This is a genomic window from Scopulibacillus daqui, from assembly GCF_016908855.1.
In the GTDB taxonomy this organism is placed as follows: domain Bacteria; phylum Bacillota; class Bacilli; order Bacillales; family Sporolactobacillaceae; genus Scopulibacillus_A; species Scopulibacillus_A daqui.
The window spans coordinates 182,728-200,366 of sequence record NZ_JAFBER010000003.1 but is presented as its reverse complement, the minus strand read 5'-3'; the positions used below and the strand labels follow the sequence as shown (position 1 = coordinate 200,366).

At 41.7% G+C, this 17,639-nt stretch carries 20 protein-coding genes and 12 tRNA genes; 2 read left to right on the top strand and 30 right to left on the bottom strand.

The features are described from left to right. Positions 1–181: 181 nt before the first annotated feature. The 13 genes from JOD45_RS04350 to JOD45_RS04290 form a co-directional block, all read right to left on the bottom strand. Positions 182–258 (bottom strand) — tRNA-Ile (locus JOD45_RS04350). Between the two features lie 16 nt (positions 259–274). Continuing rightward, positions 275–348: transfer RNA gene (locus JOD45_RS04345), tRNA-Gly, on the bottom strand. Between the two features lie 14 nt (positions 349–362). Beyond that, positions 363–439 (bottom strand) — tRNA-Pro (locus tag JOD45_RS04340). A gap of 4 nt (positions 440–443) precedes the next feature. After that, positions 444–520 (bottom strand) — tRNA-Arg (locus tag JOD45_RS04335). A 50-nt stretch (positions 521–570) separates the two neighbouring features. After that, a tRNA-Leu gene (locus JOD45_RS04330) sits at positions 571–653 on the bottom strand. 34 nt (positions 654–687) lie between these two features. Continuing rightward, a tRNA-Leu gene (locus tag JOD45_RS04325) sits at positions 688–772 on the bottom strand. Positions 773–893: 121 nt separating this feature from the next. Then, positions 894–969, bottom strand: a tRNA-Lys gene (locus tag JOD45_RS04320). A gap of 1 nt (position 970) precedes the next feature. Further along, positions 971–1,045, bottom strand: a tRNA-Gln gene (locus tag JOD45_RS04315). Positions 1,046–1,051: 6 nt separating this feature from the next. Further along, positions 1,052–1,127: transfer RNA gene (locus JOD45_RS04310), tRNA-Asp, on the bottom strand. Positions 1,128–1,190: 63 nt separating this feature from the next. Then, a tRNA-Glu gene (locus JOD45_RS04305) sits at positions 1,191–1,265 on the bottom strand. Between the two features lie 13 nt (positions 1,266–1,278). Next, positions 1,279–1,370: transfer RNA gene (locus JOD45_RS04300), tRNA-Ser, on the bottom strand. A gap of 2 nt (positions 1,371–1,372) precedes the next feature. Further along, a tRNA-Asn gene (locus tag JOD45_RS04295) sits at positions 1,373–1,447 on the bottom strand. A gap of 379 nt (positions 1,448–1,826) precedes the next feature. Then, the gene (locus JOD45_RS04290) at positions 1,827–2,294 is read right to left on the bottom strand and encodes a SprT family protein (protein ID WP_205002631.1); all 468 of its coding nucleotides are present in this window, start codon (positions 2,292–2,294) and stop codon (positions 1,827–1,829) included. Between the two features lie 103 nt (positions 2,295–2,397). On the opposite strand from JOD45_RS04290, the gene cmpA reads away from it, so the two are divergent. Then, complete coding sequence (gene cmpA / locus JOD45_RS04285; protein ID WP_205002630.1) at positions 2,398–2,511, top strand: cortex morphogenetic protein CmpA; 114 nt, start codon at positions 2,398–2,400, stop codon at positions 2,509–2,511. Between the two features lie 10 nt (positions 2,512–2,521). Here the strand turns inward: cmpA and JOD45_RS04280 are convergent, their stop codons facing one another. From JOD45_RS04280 to acpS, 15 genes are all read right to left on the bottom strand, one after another. Next, positions 2,522–4,714 carry a Tex family protein gene (locus JOD45_RS04280; RefSeq protein WP_205002629.1) on the bottom strand — a complete coding sequence of 731 codons (2,193 nt, stop codon included), beginning with the start codon at positions 4,712–4,714 and terminating at the stop codon, positions 2,522–2,524. Positions 4,715–4,799: 85 nt separating this feature from the next. Then, positions 4,800–5,411 (bottom strand): SpoIIE family protein phosphatase, encoded by a 612-nt coding sequence (locus JOD45_RS04275; RefSeq protein ID WP_205002628.1) that lies wholly within the window; start codon positions 5,409–5,411, stop codon positions 4,800–4,802. After that, positions 5,408–6,202, bottom strand: coding sequence for an RNA polymerase sigma factor SigB (gene sigB, locus JOD45_RS04270; protein WP_205002627.1), 795 nt, complete (start codon positions 6,200–6,202; stop codon positions 5,408–5,410). The genes JOD45_RS04275 and sigB overlap by 4 nt, the downstream gene beginning before the upstream one ends. Then, on the bottom strand, positions 6,171–6,647 hold the full coding sequence (gene rsbW / locus JOD45_RS04265) for an anti-sigma B factor RsbW (RefSeq protein ID WP_205002626.1): 477 nt from the start codon (positions 6,645–6,647) through the stop codon (positions 6,171–6,173). The genes sigB and rsbW overlap by 32 nt, the downstream gene beginning before the upstream one ends. After that, positions 6,647–6,982: an STAS domain-containing protein gene (locus tag JOD45_RS04260; protein ID WP_205002625.1), complete on the bottom strand. Its 336-nt coding sequence runs from the start codon at positions 6,980–6,982 to the stop codon at positions 6,647–6,649. The genes rsbW and JOD45_RS04260 overlap by 1 nt, the downstream gene beginning before the upstream one ends. A 126-nt stretch (positions 6,983–7,108) precedes the next feature. After that, positions 7,109–8,110: a PP2C family protein-serine/threonine phosphatase gene (locus JOD45_RS04255; RefSeq protein ID WP_205002624.1), complete on the bottom strand. Its 1,002-nt coding sequence runs from the start codon at positions 8,108–8,110 to the stop codon at positions 7,109–7,111. Between the two features lie 19 nt (positions 8,111–8,129). Continuing rightward, entirely contained in the window at positions 8,130–8,531 is a 402-nt protein-coding gene (locus JOD45_RS04250) for an anti-sigma regulatory factor (RefSeq protein ID WP_205002623.1), read from the bottom strand. Positions 8,532–8,533: 2 nt separating this feature from the next. Further along, entirely contained in the window at positions 8,534–8,890 is a 357-nt protein-coding gene (locus JOD45_RS04245) for an STAS domain-containing protein (RefSeq protein WP_205002622.1), read from the bottom strand. Continuing rightward, complete coding sequence (locus JOD45_RS16735; protein WP_205002621.1) at positions 8,887–9,768, bottom strand: STAS domain-containing protein; 882 nt, start codon at positions 9,766–9,768, stop codon at positions 8,887–8,889. Before JOD45_RS16735 ends, JOD45_RS04245 begins: the two co-directional genes overlap by 4 nt. A gap of 93 nt (positions 9,769–9,861) precedes the next feature. Beyond that, entirely contained in the window at positions 9,862–10,212 is a 351-nt protein-coding gene (locus JOD45_RS04235; protein ID WP_205002620.1) for a type II toxin-antitoxin system PemK/MazF family toxin, read from the bottom strand. A gap of 5 nt (positions 10,213–10,217) precedes the next feature. Further along, positions 10,218–10,496 (bottom strand): CopG family ribbon-helix-helix protein, encoded by a 279-nt coding sequence (locus tag JOD45_RS04230; protein WP_205002619.1) that lies wholly within the window; start codon positions 10,494–10,496, stop codon positions 10,218–10,220. A 138-nt stretch (positions 10,497–10,634) separates the two neighbouring features. Further along, positions 10,635–11,813 carry an alanine racemase gene (gene alr, locus JOD45_RS04225; protein ID WP_205002645.1) on the bottom strand — a complete coding sequence of 393 codons (1,179 nt, stop codon included), beginning with the start codon at positions 11,811–11,813 and terminating at the stop codon, positions 10,635–10,637. A 329-nt stretch (positions 11,814–12,142) separates the two neighbouring features. Then, positions 12,143–13,147, bottom strand: a complete 1,005-nt coding sequence (locus JOD45_RS04220) for an outer membrane lipoprotein carrier protein LolA (protein ID WP_205002618.1) — start codon at positions 13,145–13,147, stop codon at positions 12,143–12,145. Positions 13,148–13,198: 51 nt separating this feature from the next. Beyond that, the gene (locus tag JOD45_RS04215; RefSeq protein WP_205002617.1) at positions 13,199–14,707 is read right to left on the bottom strand and encodes an NAD(P)H-hydrate dehydratase; all 1,509 of its coding nucleotides are present in this window, start codon (positions 14,705–14,707) and stop codon (positions 13,199–13,201) included. A gap of 61 nt (positions 14,708–14,768) precedes the next feature. Beyond that, positions 14,769–15,125 carry a holo-ACP synthase gene (gene acpS, locus JOD45_RS04210; RefSeq protein WP_205002616.1) on the bottom strand — a complete coding sequence of 119 codons (357 nt, stop codon included), beginning with the start codon at positions 15,123–15,125 and terminating at the stop codon, positions 14,769–14,771. An 84-nt stretch (positions 15,126–15,209) separates the two neighbouring features. Here acpS and JOD45_RS04205 point away from each other — a divergent pair, with 84 nt between their 5' ends. Then, positions 15,210–15,842 carry a rhomboid family intramembrane serine protease gene (locus JOD45_RS04205; protein ID WP_205002615.1) on the top strand — a complete coding sequence of 211 codons (633 nt, stop codon included), beginning with the start codon at positions 15,210–15,212 and terminating at the stop codon, positions 15,840–15,842. Positions 15,843–15,906: 64 nt separating this feature from the next. Here the strand turns inward: JOD45_RS04205 and JOD45_RS04200 are convergent, their stop codons facing one another. Both JOD45_RS04200 and JOD45_RS04195 read right to left on the bottom strand, forming a co-directional pair. Next, the gene (locus JOD45_RS04200) at positions 15,907–16,485 is read right to left on the bottom strand and encodes an isoprenylcysteine carboxyl methyltransferase family protein (protein WP_239549068.1); all 579 of its coding nucleotides are present in this window, start codon (positions 16,483–16,485) and stop codon (positions 15,907–15,909) included. Then, complete coding sequence (locus tag JOD45_RS04195) at positions 16,467–17,564, bottom strand: type III polyketide synthase (RefSeq protein ID WP_205002614.1); 1,098 nt, start codon at positions 17,562–17,564, stop codon at positions 16,467–16,469. The genes JOD45_RS04200 and JOD45_RS04195 overlap by 19 nt, the downstream gene beginning before the upstream one ends. Positions 17,565–17,639: the final 75 nt, after the last annotated feature.

The following is a 17,639-nucleotide window of genomic DNA, read 5'->3' as shown; positions in this document are numbered from 1 at the left end:
GAAACAGTTAAACTTTTAATCGTTATGATCCTTAGCTGTTGTTGAAAGTTGCCCTTTCAATCACGCTTGGCTTTTGTTTAGTTTTCAAAGAACAAAAATTCTATCATAGCTAATTAAAGATGACAGCTAATATATAATAAAACAATTAAATAAAACTGTCAACTGGAAATAACTTAATAGATGGTGGGCCTGAGTGGACTCGAACCACCGACCTCACGCTTATCAGGCGTGCGCTCTAACCGGCTGAGCTACAGGCCCATCTATAGTTGATAAATGGAGCGGGTGATGGGAATCGAACCCACGACCAGAGCTTGGAAGGCTCTTGTTTTACCACTAAACTACACCCGCAGATTATTTTAGCCTGGTCGGGAAGACAGGATTTGAACCTGCGACCCCTTGGTCCCAAACCAAGTGCTCTGCCAAGCTGAGCTACTTCCCGCTAATGGCGCGCCCTGGAGGATTCGAACCCCCAACCTTCTGATCCGTAGTCAGACGATCTATCCAGTTGATCTAAGGGCGCATATTTTTTATTTAAAATAAAAAGGAAGTGTCTTTAAAGAAAATAATAAGTGCGGTCGAGAGGACTCGAACCTCCACGGAGTCTCCTCCACTAGCCCCTCAAGCTAGCGCGTCTGCCATTCCGCCACGACCGCAGATTCACTCATAGTATGAAATTCCCAAAAGCAATGGTGCGGGTGAAGGGACTCGAACCCCCACGTCGCGAGACACTAGATCCTAAATCTAGCGCGTCTGCCAATTCCGCCACACCCGCATTCAATTCTTTGAATTGATAATAGATATTAGATACAAGGTGTTTTGCACATAAAATCTAGAAGTTGAAAGTTCCTGCTCCAACTTCTTTCCTCAAAACCTCTAGTTTCTAATTTCTAAAATGGTGAGCCATGGAGGATTCGAACCTCCGACCCTCTGATTAAAAGTCAGATGCTCTACCGACTGAGCTAATGGCTCATGGCTGGCCCAGCTGGATTCGAACCAGCGCATCTCGGAACCAAAATCCGATGCCTTACCGCTTGGCTATGGGCCAACAAAATGGCGGTCCCGACCGGATTTGAACCGGCGATCTCCTGCGTGACAGGCAGGCATGTTAACCACTACACCACGGGACCGCATTTGAAGATCCATGCACAAGATCCTCTCTATTCAACCCCAAAATAAACATGATATGAAAATGGTGACCCGTACGGGATTCGAACCCGTGTTACCGCCGTGAAAGGGCGGTGTCTTAACCACTTGACCAACGGGCCAAAGATTCTTCTATGGCGGAGAAGGAGGGATTCGAACCCTCGCACGGGGTTACCCGTCTACTCCCTTAGCAGGGGAGCCCCTTCAGCCAACTTGGGTACTTCTCCGTTGGCTCCACAGGCAGGATTCGAACCTGCGACCGATCGGTTAACAGCCGATTGCTCTACCACTGAGCTACTGTGGAATAATATTCGATGTTTTTATCTCAGCAACGACATTTAACATTATACATCAAGATGTTGCGAATGTCAACAACTTTTTTCGATGTTTTTTTCTAAGATTAGTGCCGCTCATCAGCGACTTTTATAATTTATCACATTGCAAAAGATATCGTCAACCCTTTTTTAAAAGATTTTTTAAATCGTTAACTGACAGGTATTCATTCCATTCAGCAGGGGTCATTCGTGAAACAAAGAAAGGTTTAAAAACATCGTTCTCCAGCACAGCGGCTTATTAACATCATGTTCCCGCCATAGTCGAAGCATGTCGGGTTGTATCGTTTGTTCCTGCGTAACGCGTTCGCAAAAAGCTGCAAAGAGCTTGGCTCAAGTCTCTCTGTCCCCCTAACGGCAAGTTTTCTTTAATACCCATCGAAGTTTGCCTCGACACTTTCCGCATACATATTGATTTGTGTCGATTTTCCTTTTTCTATAATACCTTTCCCTGCATTTTTTACATTCATAAACATGAATATGTCTCGCTTGATTTCTTGTCCCGGGGATCGTTTTACAGTACCTCGATCCGCCTACATCAGACAGCAAGACTTGAAAGTCACGGTCGCGATGACGATACCCCTTCCCTTCGATATGCAAGTGATAATGGCAAAGTTCATGTTTAATAATTTTAATGAATTCATCCTTACCGTAAAATTCAAGCTGTTTGGGGTTAAACTCAAGGTTGTGGCTGGCAAGCAAATAGCGCCCGCCTGTTGTTCTCAAGCGCTTATTAAAGGCTGCCTGGTGCTTAAACGGCTTTTTAAAATATTTTAGTGATATTTGTTCTACAAGAGCCTGCAATTCTTTATTCGTCATTTACCTCGTCCTTTTACGTTTTTTGGGCACTTTAACAAGCTGTACTTCATAAATTAAATATGAAAGCATTTATCTGTTTTTTAAAGGAGGTCCCTTCCTTCGCATGCCCTTTTGGTTTAAAAAACAACTTAGAGAAGCTTATTACAAAAAGGATCGACATCAGATTAAATTATTAAATCAATGCTGGTTTTTTTACCAAGAGAGGCACTGTTCATGATAAACAGTGCCTAGCTTTCTTTATTGTCCGGCAGCATACTCAGTGAAATACGGCCTTTCTGTACGTCGACGCCGTCAACCCATACCGTTACAATTTGCCCTACCTGCACGACATCAAGCGGATGCTTAACGTATTTGCTGGATAACTTCGAGATGTGAACAAGACCGTCTTGTTTAACGCCAATATCTACAAAAGCGCCGAAATCAACAACGTTTCTTACCGTTCCTTCCAGCTGCATCCCTTCTTTTAGATCCTCAAGCTCAAGGACGTCCGTTTTAAGCAGCGGTTTTTTGACATCATCGCGGGGATCACGGTTCGGGCGGATAAAAGCATCAATAATATCCTTTAACGTTGGTTCACCCATGTTTAAATGTTTTGCTGTTTCCTTTAAATTAATGGCTTTCAATTTTTCAATCAGTTTTTCGGTACCGATATCAGCTGTCGAACAATCTAACAGATCCAACAATTTAAGCGCGTCTTGATAACTTTCAGGGTGAATAGCCGTTTTATCCAGAGGCTCATTTCCATCAGGAATTCTTAGAAAGCCCGCGCATTGCTCAAAGGTCTTGTCCCCTAAGCGCGGAACGGTTTTTAATTGCTCTCTGTTCAAATATTTTCCGTCCTTCTCACGCTTTTTAACAATATTATTCGCAACGGTCTTTGACAGTCCGGCAACATATTGAAGCAAAGACGATGAAGCGGTATTTACATTTACGCCGACTCGGTTAACCACTGTTTCAACGACAAACGTTAGAGACGCATTCAATTCTTTTTGCGAGACATCATGCTGATATTGGCCTACGCCAACTGACTTAGGATCAATTTTAACTAATTCGCTGAGAGGATCCTGCAGCCGCCTTGCAATAGAAACAGCGCTTCTTTCCTCAACTTGCAGATTCGGAAATTCTTCACGCGCGAGCTTGGAGGCTGAATAAACACTGGCTCCGGCCTCATTGACAATGAGATAATATAGCTTTCTGTCTTTTATTTCTTTAATAACATCGGCAATGAACTTTTCGGTTTCCCTAGAAGCTGTGCCGTTGCCAATAGCAATCATCTCAATGTTAAATGTTTTAATTAAATCTAAGACATGCTCCCTAGCTTTTTCAATCTCTGATCGCGGCGGAGTCGGGTAAATAACTGATATATCCAGAACTTTTCCGGTTTCATCGACGACCGCTAACTTGCAGCCCGTTCGATATGCAGGGTCAACTCCTAAAACAATCTTTTCTTTAATAGGCGGCTGCAAGAGCAAAGACCTCAAGTTCTCAGAAAAAATATGTATGGCTTGTTCTTCCGCTTTCTCAGTTAATGATTGACGGACTTCTCTTTCAATTGAAGGCGCAATCAGCCGTTTATACGCATCTTGAATGGAGTCTTTAAGAATCTGTAATGCTGAAGTTTTGACATTCGTAATAATATGCTTGTACATCCAATCAAAAATTTCTTCAACAGGAGCATTAATGTTAACTTTCAGAATGTCTTCCTTTTCACCGCGATTAATCGCCAATATTCTGTGAGGCACGATATTTTGTACATTTTCTTCGTAGTCGTAATACATTTCATAAACTTTTTTTTCGTCTTTTTCTAATTCTTTCTTGTCTTTTCGTTCGCTGTGAAGCACGCCTTTTTTAAATGTTTTTGTTCTGATTGATTTTCTTATTTCAGGGTCATCAGAAATTCGTTCAGCAATGATATCTTGGGCACCGGCGATGACATCTTCTGCTTTGTAAAGTTCATGCTCGTCGGATAAATACTTTTCCGCTTCTTGTTCAACAGGGATTTCAGGGAAACTCATGAGCCAATCGGCTAATGGCTCAAGCCCCTTTTCTTTGGCTATTGTTGCTCTTGTTCGCCTCTTTTGTTTATAAGGACGGTATAAATCCTCTACTTCCTGCAGCTTCGTCGATTGTTTGATAGCCTTTTGCAGCTCATCTGTTAATTTCCCCTGTTCATCAATAAGCCGCAAAACTTCTTCTTTTCTTTTTTCCAACTGCAAGGCGTATTGCCAGCCATCATGGATATTATTAATTTGGACTTCGTCTAATCCTCCCGTCAATTCTTTTCTATAACGGGCGATAAAAGGAATTGTATTATCTTCTTCAAGCAATTTAATGACGTTGGCCACACGCTGCGGCTGAATATTCAGCGACTTAGCTAATTGCTGATATATCGCTTCCTTGTCCATTATGTCTTGGCTCATAACTGCCGCCTCCCTTTTTAAACACGTACCTTTATCATATCAAAACTTGAACATAAAAAAACAGCTCCCTGTTTAGAAGCTGCGTTTACAACGGTTTCCCAATCAAAAGCGTTAAATCGTCATTGCTGTTTAATTGTACATAACGGTCAAGGTAGGATTCTCCTTCTTCCGCTACAACATGATACATGTTTTGAATCGTTTGAACCTGATTGGCATGCAATGTTATGCCATCGGAATAAAGAACAAACATCGCATGATCCGGATAATTAAATTCTTGCACTTGGAGGCGCAAAGGCTGACCTGATAAAAAGCCGCGCTTTGGCAATGGAGAAATCGGCTTTCCAAATCGCGGATATATAAGGAGCTTTACGTTGCCTACACCACAAAAGGAGACTAGCTTAGCTTCGTAATCGATCTTAAAAATCGTGACAACCGCTCCCCGGTGCCTGACTAATGATCGATTAACTTTATCCATTAAAAGGTCAAGGGGAAGATTATAATTGGTTTCGATGGTTTCAATAGCGGTTTGCGAAGCTTCCTTGGCACCTATGCCGCTTCCTAAGCCATCAGCAACCGCGCAGATCAAGTAGTTGTCTGTTTCTTTGACAAAATAGCTGTCTCCACAGCATGTTTTATCTTTTTTCGCCCTTTGAAAGGCGGATATTTTAAATTTTTGAAAGGGATAGTGTTCAATCATGTCAGTTTTTCAAGCCCTTCCTCTGGTAAAGTCTCACGAAGTTTCCGCAGCGCCCTTCTCTGCAGCCTTGATACATGCATTTGGGAAATGCCGAGCCGGTCACCTGTTTCCTTTTGGCTCAGATTATCAAAGTAAGTAAATTCAAGAATTTGCCTTTCTCGCTCAGTCAGTGATTGAAAGACCTTCTCGAAGAGCATTTTTCGATTAACAGCCTCATAACCGTCATCCTGCTTCCCGACAAGATCAAGGAGAGTGACAGTCCCTCCTTCAGAGTCGGCCTCAATTTTGCTGTCGACGGATAGCGCATGATAACTCCTGCTCATTTCCATCGTTTCCAGCACATCTTCTTCATCCACATTAAGGTATTCAGCTATTTCCGCAACTTTAGGCGAGCGTTGAAGGTCATTAGTCAGTTTATCCACTGTTTTTTTTATTTTCGGGCCAAGCTCTTTGATTCGCCGCGGCACATGGACACTCCATGTTTTATCGCGCATATACCTTTTGATTTCACCGACAATAGTCGGAACCGCAAAAGATTCGAAACTTCTGCCCATCGACGGATCGTAGCGTTTTAATGCTGCCAATAAGCCAATCATGCCAACCTGATATAGATCCTCTTTTATATCGCTGTTCTTTGAAAATTTGTTTGACATGGCAATAACGAGATTCTCATATTGGGCAACAAGTTTATTTTGAATCGCTTCATCATCCGGATTGTTTTGATAAGCAGCAATTAAATCGTTAATTTTAGTTTTTGAGTCATTCTGTTGAAGTTGAGACTTTGCTGGCATGGCCATCCACCTCGTCTCTTTTCAAAAACTTTGTCATAACGACGATAACTCCGGAATCACCGCTGATGGTCACTTTATCCATAAGTGTTTCAATTAAAAATAAACCGAGCCCGCCTTCATTGATCTTGTCTAATGACATGCTCGGGTCTATCGGACGCAGGTTGCTGATCGTTTCTTGGAAATCAAAGCTTTTGCCGCGGTCGATAACCATAATTTCAATTCGATCTTCAAAGCTGTCGATTTTCAGGCTTATTTTCCCGTCTTCATCTTCCCGGTAAGCATGATTGACAGCGTTGGTACAGGCTTCGGATACGGCTATCTTAATATCCTCAATATCCTCATAAGTATATCCCATCCGATTGGCTATCCCCGAGATTGTTAAACGGACAACTCCGACAAATTCAGGTTTGGCGGGTATGGTAAGCTCTATGGAGTCAGTGGACATTAGCACTTTCCCTCCTTTGCTTCGTTATTGTTATTCAAAACGTCCAAAAGCCCGGTAATCTTAAAGAGCCTTTCTACACGAGGCGTCATTTTCCCAACCACTAATGTACTGCCGCTTTTCTTTGCGGCCTTCAAACCAGCGATTATAATGCCCAGGCCGGTGCTGTCCATATATTCCGTTTCGCTTAAATCCATTGTTATCAGATCTCCGCCCTTTTCCACCAATGGAATAAGCTCCTCGCGAAGGTCCGGTGCGGTATATGCATCAACTTCACCGATTAGTTTAATGATATATTTATTTGAACCCACTTCTTCGTGCACTATCCGTAAATTCATCTGGAAACCCCCTGTAAGAAACCTGGCTTTTCACCGCACTAGCCTATGCGCGGCCAAGAAATCGAACTTTAGTTCAAGATCATTCAAACGTACTATGGATTTACCCCATAGAAATAAAGATTAAACCTAAAACTTAATGACAATTAATGTAAAGTCATCTCTCAGATCAAAGTCTTGCAGCTTCTCTAATTCATAAAAGACATGATCAACAATTTCCTGAGCCGGCTTTTCCATATTGTCTCTTATTAAACTCACAACCTCTTCACGTTCAATAAAGCCTTTTTCCGTCCGGCATTCAGTTACGCCATCCGTCAACAGTACAATCATATCACCCGAATGAACTTTTTTAACATACTCATTGTATTTTGTCGAACGCGTCAGCCCTAAAACAAGCCCTTTAGCTTCCAACTCAGTAAATTGATCTTCTTTGGCTGAATAAAAAAAGCCTGGTTCATGACCAGCCGATGAGTAGAAAAACTCTTGAACTCTAGGATCATAAAGACCGTAGAACATCGTGACAAACATATTGGGATCGACATTTTGCTCAACGACACGGTTAAGATTTTCCAACATAGATCCGGGCTGCATTCTTTGTTCCGGCAGGCTGTCCATCGTATATTTGATCATGGACATGCACATTGCGGCCGGAATGCCCTTGCCGACAATATCAGCAATGGCAACGCTTATACAATTATGATTATCATTGACAAAATGATAATAATCTCCGCTCATTTTTTTCGCAGGCTGGCTGATGACGCCTATATCTGCAAATTCACAGTCAGGGACATCTCCCTTTAACAGCGATTGCTGCAAGTTGGCCGCCACTTCGATTTCAGAGTCAAGCTGCCGCTGCTTATTTCTTAAGCTTTGGTGTTCGCGGTAGGCCAATCCATAATCCACCATCACCTCTAACAAAAAGTCAAACGCATCAAGGGTTTCCTTATCCAAATTCGGCATCGTCCGTGAAAGCACCTTGACATGCATGCTGACGACTTCCTCAGGAGAAATGTTTTGTTCAATCATTTTCCGGCCAAATTGCTGAGCTTTATATAAAGCCCTTTCGTTTCTATTTTCTAAATAATTCAATAATATCTCTTCATATTTTTTATAAAGGCTTTGACTATCCATTAATTTGTCTCCTCTCTTATTAACGGAGCCACTTTATCGCAACAATTTCTGTGCCGACGCCTTCCTGAGAGTGAATTTTGAACTCATCCATTAGCCTTTTAACCCCCGGGAGTCCCGCACCTAAGCCTCCGGATGTCGTATAGCCATCCTCCATAGCCTTGCGGACGTCTTTAATACCCGGCCCCTTGTCGGATGAGACAACTTTCAACCCTAATTTACCCATATCATTAATAGGTTCAACCTTAATAAATCCATCATTAGCATAAAGATAGATGTTCCGGGCAAGTTCTGAAATGGCTGTGGTAATCCTAGCTTGGTCAACTGTCTGAAAACCAAGCTGTTTTGACAAATCGCGGCCAAGCTGTCTGGCTTGGACAATATTCCATTCGTTTTTGATTTTTATACAGGATTGGGTGCGCATAGTCATCCCTCCAATTCCTGTTGCAGTTTCTCAAGTCCTTTTTCTAAATCTAGCGCTGTTGGCACGTCTTTTAACGTAATGCCCAAATCAATAAGCGTAATGGCGACTGCAGGCCTGATACCCGTCAAAACAACCTTTGCACCAAGGAGAGATGACATTCTGACCACATCGCTTAGAATCTTGGCTATATAAGAATCAATCATATCTACAGATGTTAAATCTATGACCACGCCTTTTACGCCTGTTTCATGAATTTTTTCAAGCAAATCTTGCTGGAATTGAATAGCGGTCTGATCATCCAATTCTACTTGAATAGAAATTAACAAATAGTCATGCAATTTTAGTATAGGAATTCTCAATCTGAGCCCTCCTGATCAATAAAGACTATTTCGCGTTTTGTCATTTTTAAGGCTGTCTCAATGCCTTCTTTCAATGTGCTTCTTGTAGGAAAATCGCTTAATGTAATGCCGAGGTTCACAATCGTTTGCGCAATTTCCGGACGAATTCCGACAAGAATGCATTTTGCGCCGACTAATCGAACCGCTTCGGCAGCCTGAATAATATGATGAGCAACCATTGTATCCACGATAGGCACACCTGTAATGTCAATAAGAACGACTTCCGATCTATGTTCAATCACGCCCTCGAGCAAATTCTCCATGATAAGCTTTGCTCTTTCAGTATCAATGGTCCCGATCAACGGCATCACTGATATCTTTTCCATAACGGGGATTAACGGGGCCGATAGCTCCATCAGGGCATTTTTTTGCAGGTAAACAGTGTTTTCCCATTGCTCTGCGGCATCATGAATTAATTTATTAGAAATCGGATCTATGATCGCGTCCGTTTGTTGATACAGCTGAAGGAGTTCTTTAGTATTTTCCGCTTTTCCTCCAATAACTTCTATAACCACTCTTCGAAATACTTGGATGCCATGGGTAAGATAGCTTAGAGGCCAGCCAAATTGGAGAATTCTGCCGATAAATTCGTTTAAGTTTCTGCTCGAACCGTCATTGAGTATATAGTTGTAAATGACTTCGGCAAACGTTTCGTTTGTTGTGATCAAAGCTTTATAATTAATATTGGATTGCGGCGCTTCCGCTGCTGCCTCGTCCATTTTCTTCATCCACAATTCGACAATCTTATCTTTATGTTCTTTTAAATGTGCGATAACCGGCGAGTCCAATGAAGTCACTCCCTTCAAATCTCTCTTTCTTGTGATAATTATTCCATTCATTAATATATTTCGCAATCATTTAATTTCATGTCTCGGTAAAATTCTGTTCAAAAATAAAAAGCCGCCCTTTTTATTTAAGAGCAGCTGAGCAGTCTAGAAATCAATAAGCCCTAAGCTTATTTGAATCGCCTCATTGACATTATGCATCATATCGTCATCAAGATGTGTGATTTTATCAGTTAACCGTTGCTTGTCAATCGTTCGAATCTGTTCGAGCAATATCACTGAGTCACGATCAAATCCGTACTTTTTAGCATCAATTTCAACATGTGTCGGCAATTTTGCTTTTTGGATTTGGGCGGTAATAGCAGCTATAACCACCGTTGGACTAAAACGATTGCCGATGTCGTTTTGGATAATTAAAACCGGCCGCACGCCACCCTGCTCAGAACCAACGACCGGTGAGAGATCGGCAAAATAAACATCGCCGCGTTTTACAATCACCCTATTTACACCCCGCTAACAAGGCGCTCTGAGGTAATTTCTGCCTCCTCTTCTGCAAGAAACGCTTCTGAGGCGATGTTTAAATTAATTTTAGCCATTTCCATATAGCCTTGACGCATCGATTCACGAATCTGGCGTTTGTTTCTCTCACGAAGATACATTCTTACTGCTCGATTAAGAAACTCACTGCGATTTACCTTATCCTTTTGAGCAATCCCGTCCATTTCTTTCAATAAATACTGCGGTAATTTCACTACAATTTCTTTAGAATTCGACTCAGGCATAAGTGCACCTCCAACAAATCGCTTCGACTCAATCATATTCTAAAAGTAATCATATCATTCCAAAATAACCAATGTAAAGCGTCTGCATGGACAAACATCAGCCATCATACGAACGTTATTAAATGATTATTAATTTTACTATAGTCTTATACCCTTAATCAACGGATTCTTTATTTTTATTATTTCTTTATTTTTTAAGTATATCCTCGGAACTCTTTCATTAATCATGCACGGCACCTCATAGTTAATTGTTTCTAATAGTTCCGCAATTTCATCGATTGTAATGCGTTCATCTTGATCTGAACCAATGAGGGTAACTTTGGTCCCGACCGGAACTTCTGAATTCAAGCGGCACATCAATTGATCCATGCAGATGCGCCCAACGACCGGGCAGCGTTCGCCATTCACAATGACTTGATTATGCTGTCCGGAAAGCTCTCTTCTCCAGCCGTCCGCATAACCGATCCCGACCGTTCCTATCCACTCATAGCTTGACGTCCGGTATGTGGCGCCGTAGCTGATCGCTTCATCAGGTTCAACCTTCTTAACATGAGTGAGACATGCGTATAAAGAGAAGGCTTCTTTTAATTGAAAGGGCAGCTTTTCTCTCATGCTCGGCGATGGCGATAAACCGTACATAGAAATCCCGAATCGAACTAAATTGAACATCTTATCAGGATGCTTAAGTGAAGCCGCACTGTTTCCGCAATGAATCATATTCGGGTTGATGTTCTCTTTTTTCAGCCATGACAGGCCTGTTTTGAATCGTTGATACTGCTCGTTAAAATAAGACTCGTCATCCTCATCAGCAGTAGCAAAATGCGTGTAAACGCCTTCCAAAACAAACCGGTTATCTTCTTTCAGCTTACGGGCAAAACGCGATAATGACTGTTCATCCCGGATGCCTAAACGGCCCATACCTGTATCTAATTTAAGATGCAAGAAAACCGGATCGTTCTTTTTGTAAAAACGCATTGCCTCTTCAAGCCATTCAGCTTGATAAACAGTTAAAGAAATATGGTATTTAACAGCTGTTAGAACATCTTCAGGCCTTGCACGCCCTAATACTAAAATGGGAGCTTCTATTCCAGCCAACCGCAATTCAACGGCCTCATCCAAAAAAGCGACCGCCAGCCAATCCGCCCCTGATGCCAGTGCAGTTTCCGCGACTTCAACGGCGCCGTGGCCGTAGCCATTAGCTTTTACGACCGCCATTAATTGAGTCTTGTCCGGCAAATAATTAATCATATTTTGTACATTCGACTCAATGGCATCAAGGTCAACTTCTACCCATGTATCTCTGTAATAAGGGGCCATCATATTTGTTATATCTCCTTTAAAATGATTTATGCTTCGAACGTTTCCAATTTATTTTATAAATAAAACTTGTCGAGTGGCAAGCTTTAATAAGGTCTCGATATCATCCTGTACCGCAGATTTAAAGAATATTCTCCAATTCCCCTCAAAGTTCGAAGTCGTTTGAGACGATTCGCCTGGTACGCCCCCAAAGCTCCCTCCAGGTTCCGGCCGTTCAACGAAAAAACGGACTGTTTCGCTCGTTCCAGCCCAGTTTAATTTATAAGCAGCTATGTTAAAAAACGCATAATAAAATAACTAAGCCATCAAAAGACGGCTTAGCTATGATGTTATTTCGTCAACATACCGTTAGTTGAGCGAGCGATGTCTTGCATCTCTTCACCTGTTAACTTGCTGGATGCCAAATAATAATCCATACCCTCATAGGACCATGACAGGGAGTGATCCGTCATTGTGCCGATCGTGAAGCCAAGGTTGACCGGTTCCCCCATTTCCATCACCGGCTTGCTTGTCGGTGCGACATCACTCTTTGTCTCAATGAGTGTGTATGCCTTATCCCCTTTATATTTAATCACAAACTTCTTCTGATGATTGGTCACTTCCGGCTTCATGACAGATAGCTTTGTGTTTGGCAATTTAACAGTTGGATAAGACACTTTAAATTCTTGATGACTTGCAGCCATTGTTGGTGTTTCAAGTTTTGCAGCTGTCATGTTCTTTTTAACATCGAAATCGTCTTTTCCAAACGCCGGGTTCATTTTAAAATCTTTAAAGTTCACATCAACGATGACATTCATATCTCTATCCATAACTTGGACAGATTTAGGTGTTAGATCTTTCTTTAACAGCGCGATCTTTTGATTAGATAAATCTTTTGTTGGATAATTGGTTTTCGTTTTAAAAATATATTTGTCATCTTTGGACTCGAAAGTTGCGCTCTCATCATTCAGAATGTCTTTGGCAAGCGACTGATACAAGTAAAATTGACTGCGATTGTTCGGCCAATCGCTCTCAAAACGATAACTTTTATTTAAAGCAGGCGTTAATACAAATACACCATCATTATTGCGAATGATCATTTGTTTGTTTTCCTTTTTATTATCTTGCAGGACAACTTTATAATAGGAAGGTTTCTTATACCAAATTTCAGCGTGATAACTTTGCTTTTTACTGCCGTGCATGAAAGTCATGACGGCTTTTGTTTTATAACCTTGCATATCTTCCATTTTCTTGCCCAAATCAGATACAACGTGTTTTTGACTTTTCTCACCGCATCCTGCCAAGACAACAAGGAACATGATGCCGAGTAACAACATTGCGAGAGTCTTCTTCACTTTTTATCCAACCCCTTTGTCTCATGTCGGTGACAAAGGAGGGATTCTATTCTAGCAAACCGCAGCACGGCAAAAATCATGCAAAACCATCGGTATTCCGTTAATGATGTCGGACGCCAGAACATCCATTTGTGAATGGCCTTTTAATATCAATTGATCACTGACCGCCCCGTGAAGATAGACAGCGTTGCAGATTGCCGGGAACAGATTCTTGTGCTGGAGCATAAAGGCCAGAATCATTCCGGAAAGGACGTCTCCAGTTCCGCCTTTGGCAAGGGCAGGGTTACCTGTTGGATTAACCGCCTGCTCTCCTTCTGGTGAAGCGACAATAGTATATTTCCCTTTTAATACAAGATAGACATTGTATTCTTTGGCAAACTGATGAGCGATTTCAAACCGGCTATTCTCTATTTCTTTAATGGAAAGTCCGGTTAATCCGGCCATTTCTCCAGGGTGCGGCGTTAAAATAACAGGAGATTGTTTGTTCTTTAACATCGGCAAATAATGCTTCAGGTGATACAAGCCGTCGGCATCAATCAGCAAAGGTTTGTCTGTTTTGGCTAATATATCGCGTAGCTGTGCTTCAGCCGGCCCGGTTCTGCCTATTCCCGGGCCTATTGCCATGCCGTCATAAGCGTTCCAGTCAATATCTTCACCGGAAACATACATAGCTTCGGGAACATGGGATGCGATGATTGGTTTGATGCTTTTCGGAACATAGAGGCTTAGCAGGCCTATTCCAGACGTTAACGCGGCCTTTGCCGACAATGCGCAAGCCCCGGGCATATTTTCAGATCCGGCAATTAATAAACCTTTTCCGAAACTGCCTTTATGGGAAAAAGGCGTACGCTTGGGAAGCGTGCTAATAAAATCTTTTTTCGTCCATAATTGTTTTGTGATGTTTGCTTGATTAACAGCCGCTTGCGGTATTCCGATATCTATGATTTTAGTTTGCCCAAAATGAATGGCGCCCGGCTGTGTATACATTCCCATTTTCGGGCATTGTAATGTAAAAGTATAATCTGCTTTAATCGCCTCGTGCTCAAAATGACCCCCGTTAGCCGGGACGCCGCTCGGCAAATCAACCGCAATAACCTTAGCATCCGCCTTATTTATAGTGTGAATAGCCTCCTGATAACGCTTTTTCGGCGTTCCCCGAAAACCTGTGCCAAGCAGAGCATCAATGATCATTGTATATTCTTTGACTTTTTCTTTAAAAACTTCAGGCTGTTCGTGAACATATTTTATTGATCCTCCGGAACGTAAATAAACGTCCATATGAAAGGCTGCATCACCTGTTATATCCTCCTTATTTACAACAACCCATACATCGGTTTCATAAGGCTGATCCAATAACTGTCTCGCTGTAACAAAGCCGTCTCCCCCATTATTTCCTTTGCCTATCACCACCCCTATTCTTTCTCCCTCGGCTAAAAAGGGCTTCAAATGCTCTAGGAAAGCGCGTCCGGCATTTTCCATTAAGACCAGCCCCGTCAGGCCAATATTTTCAATTGCATACTGATCGATGGTTTGCATTTCTTCTCGTGATACGATATGCACAATAGTCCCTCCTAGCGCATTAAAAATATATGAGACAACTTCCCTCAATATGCAGACTAGCCTACTCGCTTTCAATAATGACAAAAGCCGCGGCATACATTTCTGTGTGAGTAATAGATAGATGGATGACTTGCTTTTCATTTGTCATATCTTTTAAGATAGGTTTGCCTTGACTGTTGTTCATCACTTCAATGTCACGCCATGACAACGCTTTGCCTATGCCTGTCCCTTTCGCCTTTGCATAAGCTTCTTTGGCCGCAAATCGTCCGGCAAGAAATTCAACTTTTCTATGATCAGATAATTGATTAAACCGTTGTTTCTCTTGTATTGTTAAAATGCGGTCTATGAACTTAGCATTGTTAATTTGTTTTTTTATCCGATGACATTCAATAATATCTATACCCGTTCCAATAATCATTTTTTCACCTTTTAATATTTGAGTTCTACAGATCAGCTTTTTTCATTTATACTATAAGTACGATAAATTTAAGGAGGCCAATCTGTGTTTGTTAGAAATGAAAATTTTAAAACATTTATCAGACTATACCCTATTGTAACATGCATCATAGCTATAAATATTCTCGTCTATCTCATTATCTTTCTTGATAAGATTACTCCCTCTGGAATAGGCTATTCTATTCTCAGCTCAGGGATTGGCTTCAATGCCGCCATTGCTTATGGCGAATGGTGGAGACTGATTACACCTATATTTCTGCATATCACTTTCCCGCATATCTTATTTAATTGCTTTTCAATTTTGTTATTTGCGCCGGCGCTTGAATTATTGCTCGGCAAATGGCGGTTTATCGCTGCTTATCTCGGAGCTGGATTCATTAGCAATTTAGCTTCCTTCATCTTCCAGCCAATGGGTTATACGCATTTAGGTGCGAGCGGCGCTATATTTGGCTTATTTGGCATTTATCTCTATATGGTTGCCATCAGACGCGACCTTATCGATAAAACAAATACTACCATCATCGTTGTTATACTTATATTAGGGCTTATCTCGACCTTTATTTACCCTGATATTGACGTTCTCGGACATTTATTTGGCTTTCTCGGCGGATTTATACTGGCTCCGTTCCTTTTATTAAAGGTTAAAGAAAATCCTTATATCAATAATGAGCAGCCATAGGAAGCATCAGCTTCTTATGGCCGCTTTCTTTTTATACATTAGTCGGCATCTTTTCTTTTTTTCTTTAATTTTCCCTGCCGCTTGGGATAAAACGGCGCCGCGATTTCATCATTTTTGAATAGTCCGTTACATCTTCTAATGCCTTTTCTTCAATGGGGATTCTTATTGATAAGACAATAATGTTTAAGATAGTAAAAACAAAAGCTGTGAAATATGCCCGAAAAATCAGCGGAAGCGTTAATATTTCAGTTGCGACGATAAGATAATTTGGATGTCTGAGATATTTATAAGGTCCTCTGGCAACAACTGGAGCATTAGGCAAAATAATAATTTTTGTATTCCAATACCTTCCCAGTGACAGCAATGCCCATAGGCGGAGAACTTGCGCCGCAGCAAAAAAGGCTAAAGGTATCCAGAACCAGCTTGCCAATGTTTTTCGCAATATCAGCACTTCTGTTAAAAGCGAGACGAAAAAGCCGGCATGAACCAAAACGATCCACTTATAATGAGAATGGCCGATTTCCACAGCGCCCCTTGATTTTAAATAGGCTTCATTAGAGCGGGCAATGATTAATTCCGTTACCCGCTGCAGCACAACAAATAAGAAAAGCACCGCAAACAATATCATGAGATCGCTTCCCATTCCAACAAAACCGCCTCTGATGAAAAGCCCGGTCCAAGAGAAACTGCCACACCCAGATCACCCGGCTGATTCACTTTTTTCATCACACGGTCAAGAACAAACAAAACGGTAGGCGATGACATATTCCCGTAACAGCGCAATACTTCCTTCGCTTCATCAGTCATGCCATCTCTTAAATTTAAAGCTTTCTCATAAGCCTCAAGGATTTTTTTTCCTCCCGGGTGCGCGATAAAATGCCTCAACATGTCAGAGGTGACATCATTTTTGCGAAGAAAGTTATCAAGGATCGGCCGAAGCCATTTCTCGACAATTTGCGGGATACTCCTGTCAAAAACAACAAACAGCCCCTTATCCCGTATGTCCCAGCCCATGACATTTTCAGAGTCGGGCATTAAGGTGCTTTGAGTCTCTACGACCGCCGGGCAACTGTGCCGTTTACTTTTTTTAATTAATGGAGACTCATTACCTGCAACTAATATACACGCCGCGCCATCCGCAAACAGGGAAGTTCCCACCAAATTGCTTTTCGAACGGTCGCCGTACTGAAACGTTAAACTGCAAAGTTCAATACAAAGAACAAGCACAGCTGCATCAGGATAAGCTTCACAAAATTCATGCGCCCTTGCAAGACCCGCCGTTCCCCCCGCACAGCCTAATCCCCATATAGGGATGCGCTTTGTATGAGGATTAAATGGCAGCCGATTCATTAATTTGGCCTCGATGCTAGGTGTTGCCATACCTGTTGTTGAAATATATATTAATGCATTAATATTTTCAGCTGAAATGGCTGATGCCAAGTATTCCTCATTGCTCAAGCAAGCCTGGACAGCCTTGTCCCCCAATTCAACGGCTGTCTTAATGTATAGATCATTTTTTTCTTTTAATGTTCTTTCTGTTTGGAACCAGTCCATTGGAGCAGAAAAATAGCGCTGATCAATTTGGCCATTGTGAAATATTTTTAGCAGCCGGTCGATATCGGAAAAATCCTGCCTAAAAAAATTTTTGGCAAATCCCATCACTTGATCCTGATTAAGGGCATATGGAGGATTGCATGTTCCAATTGATAGAATGTATGACAAGCGGCTCATCCTCTCGGTTGTTTTCCTTATTTTTCTTCAGCATCCCCCTTTTCATTCAAACTAAAAAACAAGCTG

Excerpts from the sequence above, each read along its gene's own strand:
- acpS (WP_205002616.1), bottom strand. The coding sequence starts at position 15,125 with ATGATTATTGGAACGGGTATAGATATTATTGAATGTCATCGGATAAAA.
- alr (WP_205002645.1), bottom strand. The coding sequence starts at position 11,813 with ATGGCCCCTTATTACAGAGATACATGGGTAGAAGTTGACCTTGATGCC.
- JOD45_RS04255 (WP_205002624.1), bottom strand. The coding sequence starts at position 8,110 with ATGGATAGTCAAAGCCTTTATAAAAAATATGAAGAGATATTATTGAAT.
- JOD45_RS04260 (WP_205002625.1), bottom strand. The coding sequence starts at position 6,982 with ATGAATTTACGGATAGTGCACGAAGAAGTGGGTTCAAATAAATATATC.
- rsbW (WP_205002626.1), bottom strand. The coding sequence starts at position 6,647 with ATGTCCACTGACTCCATAGAGCTTACCATACCCGCCAAACCTGAATTT.
- JOD45_RS16735 (WP_205002621.1), bottom strand. The coding sequence starts at position 9,768 with ATGAATGGAATAATTATCACAAGAAAGAGAGATTTGAAGGGAGTGACT.
- JOD45_RS04275 (WP_205002628.1), bottom strand. The coding sequence starts at position 5,411 with ATGATTGAACACTATCCCTTTCAAAAATTTAAAATATCCGCCTTTCAA.
- JOD45_RS04230 (WP_205002619.1), bottom strand. The coding sequence starts at position 10,496 with ATGCCTGAGTCGAATTCTAAAGAAATTGTAGTGAAATTACCGCAGTAT.
- JOD45_RS04200 (WP_239549068.1), bottom strand. The coding sequence starts at position 16,485 with ATGGGAAGCGATCTCATGATATTGTTTGCGGTGCTTTTCTTATTTGTT.
- cmpA (WP_205002630.1), top strand. The coding sequence starts at position 2,398 with ATGCCCTTTTGGTTTAAAAAACAACTTAGAGAAGCTTATTACAAAAAG.
- JOD45_RS04290 (WP_205002631.1), bottom strand. The coding sequence starts at position 2,294 with ATGACGAATAAAGAATTGCAGGCTCTTGTAGAACAAATATCACTAAAA.
- sigB (WP_205002627.1), bottom strand. The coding sequence starts at position 6,202 with ATGCCAGCAAAGTCTCAACTTCAACAGAATGACTCAAAAACTAAAATT.
- JOD45_RS04280 (WP_205002629.1), bottom strand. The coding sequence starts at position 4,714 with ATGAGCCAAGACATAATGGACAAGGAAGCGATATATCAGCAATTAGCT.
- JOD45_RS04250 (WP_205002623.1), bottom strand. The coding sequence starts at position 8,531 with ATGCGCACCCAATCCTGTATAAAAATCAAAAACGAATGGAATATTGTC.